Source organism: Mycoplasma todarodis (assembly GCF_004335995.1).
Taxonomy (GTDB): Bacteria; Bacillota_I; Bacilli_A; order Mycoplasmatales; family Metamycoplasmataceae; genus Mycoplasma_K; species Mycoplasma_K todarodis.
In genome coordinates this window covers 1-8,725 of sequence record NZ_PSZP01000025.1, presented here as the reverse complement: position 1 = coordinate 8,725, position 8,725 = coordinate 1, and the positions used below count along the sequence as shown (strand labels likewise).

The 8,725-nt window shown below is 30.8% G+C and carries 9 protein-coding genes; all 9 read right to left on the bottom strand.

What is annotated here, in order from left to right:
- Positions 1-96: hypothetical protein (locus tag C4B25_RS05025; protein ID WP_335904865.1), on the bottom strand; the 96-nt coding region annotated here is incomplete at its 3' end.
- Positions 97-379: 283 nt separating this feature from the next.
- Positions 380-556, bottom strand: a complete 177-nt coding sequence (locus tag C4B25_RS05020; protein ID WP_335904864.1) for an AAA family ATPase — start codon at positions 554-556, stop codon at positions 380-382.
- A complete protein-coding gene (locus C4B25_RS05015) occupies positions 537-1,361 on the bottom strand; it encodes an AAA family ATPase (protein WP_335904863.1) in 825 nt (274 codons plus the stop codon). The genes C4B25_RS05020 and C4B25_RS05015 overlap by 20 nt, the downstream gene beginning before the upstream one ends.
- A gap of 174 nt (positions 1,362-1,535) precedes the next feature.
- On the bottom strand, positions 1,536-2,393 hold the full coding sequence (tilS, locus tag C4B25_RS03215; RefSeq protein WP_131613615.1) for a tRNA lysidine(34) synthetase TilS: 858 nt from the start codon (positions 2,391-2,393) through the stop codon (positions 1,536-1,538).
- Between the two features lies 1 nt (position 2,394).
- Complete coding sequence (pth, locus tag C4B25_RS03210) at positions 2,395-2,949, bottom strand: aminoacyl-tRNA hydrolase (protein WP_131613614.1); 555 nt, start codon at positions 2,947-2,949, stop codon at positions 2,395-2,397.
- A gap of 197 nt (positions 2,950-3,146) precedes the next feature.
- The gene (locus C4B25_RS03205; protein WP_131613613.1) at positions 3,147-5,288 is read right to left on the bottom strand and encodes a hypothetical protein; all 2,142 of its coding nucleotides are present in this window, start codon (positions 5,286-5,288) and stop codon (positions 3,147-3,149) included.
- Positions 5,281-5,694, bottom strand: coding sequence for a DUF2188 domain-containing protein (locus C4B25_RS03200; protein WP_131613612.1), 414 nt, complete (start codon positions 5,692-5,694; stop codon positions 5,281-5,283). The genes C4B25_RS03205 and C4B25_RS03200 overlap by 8 nt, the downstream gene beginning before the upstream one ends.
- 31 nt (positions 5,695-5,725) lie before the next feature.
- The gene (locus C4B25_RS03195) at positions 5,726-7,861 is read right to left on the bottom strand and encodes a coiled-coil domain-containing protein (RefSeq protein ID WP_131613611.1); all 2,136 of its coding nucleotides are present in this window, start codon (positions 7,859-7,861) and stop codon (positions 5,726-5,728) included.
- Positions 7,862-8,404: 543 nt separating this feature from the next.
- Positions 8,405-8,725: hypothetical protein (locus tag C4B25_RS04735; protein WP_168380687.1), on the bottom strand; the 321-nt coding region annotated here is incomplete at its 5' end.

Here is an 8,725-nt window from a genome sequence, read left to right as displayed (position 1 = left end):
TTGTCCACGAGGGATAATAGTAATCTTTTGAACTTTTTGTCCACCTGGAACTTTAATACCAATAACGGCATGTCCAGCTTCATGGTGAGCAACCATAGTCAAGTCTTCTTTAGAGATAACCCTTGATTTCTTAGCAGGTCCTGCCATAACTCTATCAATAGCTTCATCGATTTGTTCTGGAGTAATAACACCTGAATTTTAGATTCTAATTGTGCACCTGAGTAACCTGGTGTACGTTTAGCAACTTGTTTAAAGTTAACTGCTTTATCAATTCTTTTACCTTTAGCATGTACTTCAAGAATTGCAGCACGCTCTTGAACATCAGGAAGTCCAACAGTAACTGTTCTGTCGAAACGTCCAGGTCTTTGAAGAGCTGGGTCTAGAACGTCAGGACGGTTAGTTCTGCCATACCATCCATTTCAACTAGAAGTTGGTTAAGTGTTTGTTCACGTTCATCGTTTCCACCACCCATACCAGCACCACGAGATCTACCCACGGCATCTAGTTCATCAATAAATATAATACATGGAGCATTCTTACGAGCTTCACGGAACATTTCACGAACAAAACATCTCTACGAAGTTTGAGGCTGATATGAAGTAGAATGGAACTCCCGCTTCACCAGCTGTAGCTTTAGCAAGTAATGTCTTACCTGTACCTGGAGGCCCACCTAATAGGATACCTTTAGGAATTTTTGCACCAGCAGATTTATATTTAGAAGGATTTTTAAGGTAGTCAACAACTTCCATAACCTCTTCTTTAACTTCTTCATTACCAGCAATATCAGAGAATTTCTTGTCTGACACCATTTTTTGAGCTTTGTTATTACCAACTGAGAATGGAGAGTTTCCTCCTCCACCACCTGATTTTTTAGCCATTCAAACCATAGCACCAATTAATAGGATGATTGGTAGGAATGAAATTAGCATTCCAGTTCACATACTTGGAGCTTTGTAAAGTGTTCCTTTAAATCCACCGTCTTTAAAGTAATCTTTATTTCCATCCACGAATGCATCATGGTTAGCAACAACAGCTTTACCATCACCTATGATAGATCTTGATAAATCCATAATTTGCGCTTGTGAAGGTGCGTATACTCAGTAACCATGGTCACCTTTAGCATCGTGATCAACAACATACATCTTTTTATAGTTTTCATCAACTTTAATTTGTTTGATGTATTTGTTATCCTTCTTGTCTTTAGCTGCTTCTTCATATCTTGTTTTAAACTCACCATAACTTTTTGTTGATGGTTTGTTAAAGAATAGGAAATATATTGCAACACCAAGTGATACTAGTATTATCATCAATGTTATAAACCCTACTCAATTAAACTTCTTCTTATTTACGTTCTTAGCCATTTTAAAATGTCCTCCTTAAACTCCCTTAAAAATAAAAGATATTTAAATTATACCTTTTTTAAAATAAAAACAATATGAATACTTTGTCACATTACTTTCCATTTTATTAATTCAAGTCTTCTAAATTATAACAAAATAAGTAATTAAAATAGCACTCTCACATAATGAGTGCTACTATTTTGTAATTATAGATAAATGTTTGTTTTCTTTTTTAATATATTGATTAGAAGAAATCTTGTATTCAGCTTTGCCATTTGGGGATTGTATAAAGTCAATTATCGAAGTTATTTTATCTGATGTAATCTTAATATTTTCTCCATATTCGTGTAAAAATTCAAACAATATCTCATTGGGATAATGAAGTATTTCAAATTTCTTAATTGAGAATTCAGACCTTTTTCACATCTTGTAATAACTCATTACTTTTAAATGCTTCTTAATTAAAATTCTATTAGCCATTTTAAATCAAGAAAGTCTTTGTTTTTTAGCTTTTAAAGATAATTCAGCTAGTTCTATACGTTTCTTATTTCTAGTATAAACCGGTTTCTCATTAGACGAATCAATAGCAAACGGAATGTTGTAAATCTTACATAATTCCAACATGTCATTTTTTCAATATTTATCAATATATGGTCTATGAATAACCATACCCATTAAAGATGTTTTTTTCTTAATTCCGAAGTATCTTGGTTCTCTCCCTGACTCCTGTTGCATTAATGCAGTTTCAAGGAAATCATCTTTATGTTGAGCAACAAGTAATTCAGTACATGAAAACTCATCATAAACCTCTTTGAAAAATTGATACCTAACATCTCTAGCTCAAGCTTGAAAGTTTGTTTTTGGTTTCTCGTTAAGAGTTAAGACCTTAACTGGAATATCAAATCTTTTACAAAATTCTTCAACTATATTTTGATCATTCATTGAATCTGGTCTAGCATTATAATTCACGTGCGCTACAACTATATCTTTTTTTCTATTTTTATAAAGCATAACCATTGAGTCTGGTCCACCTGAAACTGCTAATAATTTCACATTACACCTGCTTACCTTTTACGTTATATCTATTCATAACTTTATTGATGTCATTAGTCATAAAGAATTTTGCTGCTTTAGCTGCATGTTCAATAACTTTATCAACATAAACTCTATCTTCTTTAGAGAAGTTTCCAAGAACATGTTTAACTGTATCTTGTCCTCTACCAATACCGATTTTAATTCTTGCGAATTTTTGTGTACCCATATTAGCAATAATACTTTTAACTCCATTTTGTCCACCGGCGGAACCTGATGTTTTTATTGAAACCTTACCAACCCCATGATCCATATCATCATAAATAATTAATACATCTTCTGGTTGAATTTTATAGAAGTGCATTATCGCTTGAACAGCATCTCCTGAAAGGTTCATAAATGTTTGTGGTTTCGCAATTAAAACATCCCCCACTTTATTAAATAGAGAGTTGAATTTTTCTTTATTAAGATCAACACCAAGAATATCCGCTAATTTATCAACTGCATCAAATCCAACGTTGTGTCTTGTATTTTCATATTGTTTACCTGGATTACCCAGTCCTACGATTAATTTCATAAACAAATTATAAATTAAATAACGAAAAAGGTTCATAGAAACAAAGTTTTTAAATATGTCTCGATGAAATTAAAAGTTAGTTAAATAATACAATCAATATTTTAGTTAGTCTCTAATGATTGAATAACATGGTAAAAATACTTAATTAAGAGAAAATAAAAAAACAAACACAAAATAATATTGCATTTGTTTATTTTTTATCTTTCTGAGTAAACTTGGTGTATTTTCAATCCTGTTCCATATCATCCCCAACCATTTGATCATTCAAGTTTATAGAAATTAATACTATTTACCGATAAGTTGATATCAATTCTTCATCTTCATCATGTAGTTCCCCCACTTACTGTACGAGTTTCGCCACCATAATAAATTAAAGCAGATGGACGAGTTTTTAGGTTACTAGGATTTAACGCTAGTTTTATAGTTTGTTCAAATCCATTGATGGTATATGCGATTGTTAGCTCACTACGTGTTTTTAAGTCAACGACAGAAGTTAATTTTTGTTGTTTATTTATTCCACTGTTTTTCCCCGTTGATTGATAAAGCAAACTATAATCGTTTGTTAAAATTCTTCCATAATCATTTTCAACGTTTGTTAATCTTTTGTTGAATGTATCATAGTTAGATTCAAGAGCGTTTATTCTTTCTTTTGTCGCATAAATATAATTTTCATTTGAAGTTATATCAAGTCCTTTATCAGCAAGAGATTTAACCATGTTATCCATAGTAGTCATTATTCCAGCTATTCATAAAGAGATGTTATCCAACTTTTTAGAATATGTATCTATAGTACTTTTTAAACTTAATAAACGTGTATTTAGTGCATCTTGATTAGTTTGCAATGTTGCTAGTAAAGCAGTCAATGCTGTAATTGAATCCGAATTGTCAACCACATGCACTGCATTCGGTTTATTTGCTTCTATTGTAGCAAGACTAGCTTCCAGGGAATCTAGAGTTGTTTTAAGCCCGGTTTGAATTGATGAATTATTATCACTTTCTACTTTTAATGCAGTTACAATAACTTTCAAATCATCAACTTTCTTATCTAATAAATTCATCTTTTCTGATAAACCACCATTTTGACTTTGAAGCAGTTCTTGAATAGTTTTTAAATCCACAACTTTTGTACTTTGATTGTTGTTTTTGTTTTGAATTTCTAAGAGTTTTGCTTTTAAAGAAGTAAGATCTAATGTATTAGTTGAATTTAAAGAGTTCAAGTTTGTTAGAACCAATGCCATACTTGCGATATGTTCTGACAAATTATTTGAAGATGTTGCTTCAAAAGTACCGATTGCCTCTTCGATTTCTTTAAGCTTTTCAGTTTTTTCTGTTTGATTTTTAGAAAGGGTTTCAGTTTCTGATTTTAATTTATCTACCGCATCTATAATTGCTATTAATGATGTAGTTGAATTATTAACAAAGGCTGTCATAACCTCAATTTTTGATTTGTGTGATGTGGCCAAGTCTTTTTGAATAGTTATGAAACCATCAACGATAGATTTAAATGCGTAGTAACCATCTTTTAATTCATTAAATGATTCTAGCAATGGTTTTAATGCACTTGTTGTGTTTAGCTTAGATTCATCAAGTGTTAATTTTTCATTTTCAGTAATGTTTTTACCTATAGTTTCCAATAGGTTAGCTATTTTAGTTTCAAAATCTGAAAATTTTGTTTCAACGAGTGTTTCGACTGAAGAACCTGTTAGTGAAAGGGATTGTGTTGCAGCTTCAAGACCTTTTAATAACCCTTGTATTTCTTCACTGTATTTATCTAAATTGGTTTTATTGTTAGCAACTTCTTCTTTTCTAACATCTAAAGTATTTTTCACTATTTGGAAGTCTGTATTATGAACAACATTTTTAAAAGCGGTTGAATAATAGTTTAAATCATGAGCTCCAACATAACCATTTTCATAAAGATTTATTGTTTCCTGGAATGAATCATTCACTTCATTCTCATATAAAGTAATTAATGCATTTAAACCTGCGTGAGTAGGATTATTTTTTAGATTTTCCACAGACTCTTCTTTTATTCTATTGAGTTTCTTTTTAATCTCATCATTTACTACTTCCCTAAAAATCTCGTGTTTAGAGAGATTCTTTTCTTTGTGTTCCTTAATCTTATTTTCAATTTCTTGTTTTAATTCACTTAAAGATACTTTAGTTTCTTTGTGATCAAATTCTTCTAATCCATTTAGCTGACCAACAATTTTATTCATGTATGAGTTGATAAGTTTTTCTTCGAATTTATTCGATTCCGTAATATATAAAGTAGTAGTAGCTGTCAAGGCTCCTGTTGCCAGAAGTAAACCACCGCCTATCATTGCTTTTTTAAACATTATTAAATCTTCTTAATTCAATCCCATACAGAACACCGAATATAATTGCTCCAATAACCAGTATTAACACTAGAGCTCAAAGAAGTGTTGATATTTTACTCATTTTAATCGCTTTTTTAGTTTCTTCATTTGTATTTTTAGATACATAAGCGGGTATAAATAAATCTTTTTGTTGTTTCCCATCATTAATACGTTCTTTGATGTCAATTTCAGTATTTGTTTGATCTCATTCAGACATTTTTCTAAATTTACCGTCTTTTCCTTGAATGATTAAAGCATGAGTATCCGCCATTTTATAAGCATGTTCTATCGCTTCAATCTGCGTATTAAACTTTTTAATTGATCTTTTGTAATTGGCATTTACTAAAGCTCAACCATCTTTCCTATTAACGACATATCTTTTCATTTCTACCTTCTTTCATTTTCATTTTTAGTAATTATCTTTCTGAGATTATTTGATGAACTTTTACATTAGCGTTTTTTCATCCACTTCAAGAGTATTGAACATTTGTAAATTGAATTGTATTATCTACATAATTAATTGCAAACTCATATCTCATACCGTATGTAAAGTTATGTAATGCACCGGCATATTTATTACTTGTTACAGTACCAATATTTGCTTTTATACGTTCTGGATTTAATGCTATATGAATACTTAGTTCATGATTAGCATATCTCATAGCAATATTTAATTCATGCCTTTCTTTAATATCAATTGGGAATGTAAACGTTGTTCCTCTATCAAGTCCTTCGTTATTTGCAGCATTTTGATATAGCACAACAGCTTCTCTAGGAAGAGTTCTCTTATATCAATCTTCCAATGTTTTTATTCTAGTAGTTCCATCATCCAAACCTTTTTGAATCGTACTAATTCTTTCATTTGATGCATATATTTCATTTGCATTTGCTGTAATTCTTTCATTGTGACTTGATATTGTCACAGCCATATCTTTTAAAGTTAGTAATATATCAGCCACTTGTTTTTCTAAATCATTAACTTTAGTAACTAATGAACTTAATATTGGTTCAAGTTCCACTAATTTATCTTTTATTCCTGTTTGAGCTGTTTCAAATAAAGCCATCGCATCTTTTAATGCTGATATATTATCTTTATTTAATATAACCGCAGTATTTGTAGCGTTATTTTTTAGTTTTTCTATTTCCGCTGAAATAGCAGTAATTTGGCCTTCTAGAGTAGTGTTTGCAGAAGTACCATCATCAACTAAGTTTTTAAGTGAATTTACTAAAGACTCGAATTCATTTGTTTTGGTTTCAAATTCATTAACCTTTTGTGTTAATTCATCTTTCTTAGAGATTAATTCATTCGCAACTGTTTCTAGATTTAAAATCTTAGTTGTGTTTTCCGAACCTTTATTTTGTTCGATTAATAAGTCAGCCTTAAACTTATCTATATCAGCCTTATTGGTTGTTGTAGAATTTGTTAAGTTTGAAATAGTTGTAGCTGTTTCCGCTATATGTTCAGCAAGACCAGAAGAGGTTGTTGAGCTCAATGTTCCTATTGTGCTTAAAATAGTTTCAATTTGTTTTGTGTGAATATCACCTTGCTCTTTAAGTCTTTCGGCTTTTTCTTGAAGCCCTGCTATATTAGTAGTAGCATCCGCAATTTGTGTAGTTGCAGAAGATATATAGGTTTCTATTTCCTTGATTGAAGCATTTGTTTTATTGGCATTTGTTATATGTTCTGCCATAAATTTTTCTGTATTACTCTTGTATAAGAAGTAATTAGTTTTTAATTCATTCAATTCGTTTAATAACGGTGCTAATGAACTTGTTGTAAATGCGTTCGCTGCAGTTAATGTTGATGAGCTCGAACCTGTTATTTGTTGTTCTAACGAAAGTATTGCACTCGCTAGTTCTTTCTCAAGATTCACGAATTTTGAGGTTACAGAATCTTTGATATTTGTATAATCACTATTCATACCTGTGAGTGTTGCTTCAAGACCTTTTATAAGTCCTGAATATTCTTCTCTCAACGCTGTAATTTTATTTGTTGTTGAATTGTTTTGACCCTTAGCAACCTCAAGAGCAGAATTCAAAATCCCTAATTCAGTTTTATCCACAGAGTTTGATAGCGCCTTTTCATAGTAATTAAGATCATGAGATCCAACAATACCTGAATTATAAATATTGAATTGTTTTTTGAAATCTTTCTTTATTTCTGAAACACTGTTTGTGAGCAATGTTTTTACACCTTCACTTGTTGGTAGTTCTGAAAAACTATCTAAAATTTCAGCTTCAGATGCTTCAAGTTTTGCTTCTACTTCATCCCCTATTACAGCTCTGAAAGCTTCCACGTGACTTTCATTTTTTTCATCTAACTCTTTTAATTTGAGTTCTAATTTTTCCTTTAAATCTTTTAAGTCTAGTTTACTAGCTAAGGTGTTGGGACCGGGAAAGTTATTAATTTGATCCGCGATCTTAGTTATATAAGCATCAACAAATTTGTCGTTGTAGCGTGTTGTTTCTACCCCAAACATTGTTGCAGTAGTAGCTACAGCCCCACCCGAGAGTAGTAAAGCACTCCCTAAAATCATAGTTTTTTTAAGCATATAAAATCCTCCTAAATAAGTTGCAAGCACGTTTAATAAATTAAAAAATTGCGTGTAGAAATTTATCACATAAGCTAAGTGATAAAATTATTAGGTTTATTTTGTATATTAAAATCAAAAAGTAAACACTTTAAAACTTAGCTAATTAGCATACGTTTTTTGCACGAATACAAAGCGAATTGTTTCTCTTGGCACGGAAACAATCGAATTACAAGATGTTATTCTAAATAAGTGTGTAATATAGAGTAGATTCACGAATATTCCCACCATTATATAGAATAATGATTCATCTTTAGTATTTCCTTTCTGAGAAGAAAATGGATACTTTTATATGGGTAATACATTGTTCTTCACAATTAAATTATATTCCTAAAATGATACTTTGTCAAATTTCGACCTTTCAAATATATATTAAAATATCAAGGTGTTGCATGTTTATTTAATACTCTAAATATATGAAATAAAATAAATCGAATTAAAAAACCTCCATTAAAATAGAGGTTAATTATTTTTTTATCCCACCTTTAATGGTGCGAAGTTTTTTTAATACATATAAAGAACTGTTGTTCCGAAGTAAACCATGGCTAATACAAACATTACCAATAACGGAATATTTAACCGTTTTCAATAATTAGTTTTGGTTTCAACACCAGTTTTACCTTTAATATCCGAGGTGATTATCTCTCCCTCATCTCCAACAGTGAACATTGGTTTGCCTCTTTTGGTGTCAATGTATTGTCTTAAACCAGCAATTGAATTTAATACAACAAATACAATGATACCTGCGGCCATACCAGCAGAAATTGAATAAGTAAGCATAGTAATTAATATAGTTAAGAATAACGCAGGAACGTCAATCATCTC